We start from the raw sequence: 639 nt of genomic DNA on the forward strand, positions 1-639 counted from the left end.
AGCCAGTACGTGTCGATAGCCGCGTCGTAGATATTCGCGGTCAAGGTATTGAGCAGCCTGAGTTTAAAACCCTTGAAACAAGTATGTTACCGCAAGAAGGAGATGTCTTTAATCACCGCGTTTATAAAAATAGTAAGGCGGCACTTGAAGCATTAAGTGATACATATGGTTATTTTGATCAATACTGGTTAAATAAATCAGTTGATATTATCTTGCCAGACAATACAGCTGATGTCTCACTGGTCTATAACACAGGCGATCGTTATCAATTTGATGATGTGGTATTTTTTACCTATGATGAGGAGACAGGAACGCTTACTACCGACCCTGAAAAGCTACCAGTAGAGACCTCATTATTAAAGCAGATGTATGACTTCGAAGCAGGCGATCCGTTCTATCGTCCTGATATCACCAAACTTGGTAATGATTTATCAGCGACTCGTTATTTTAACACCGTCAATGTTGAGACAATATTGCCACCAGATGATATGAGCGAAAACAGCACGTTAGCTTTCGATAATACGCCGATAACTGCTGATAATAATGGCGTTATTGATGGCGATGTCGACAATGCTATTAACGATATCGATGCGTCTAATAATGACAATATTGATGATTCGATAATAAATGCCAACAATA

General features: G+C 39.3%; 1 pseudogene. It reads left to right on the forward strand.

Annotated features, from left to right (window positions below):
- A pseudogene (locus tag ACS8FD_RS21745) lies at nucleotides 1-639 on the forward strand (outer membrane protein assembly factor); the annotation flags it as partial.

The organism is Psychrobacter sp. 1U2 (genome assembly GCF_051847575.1).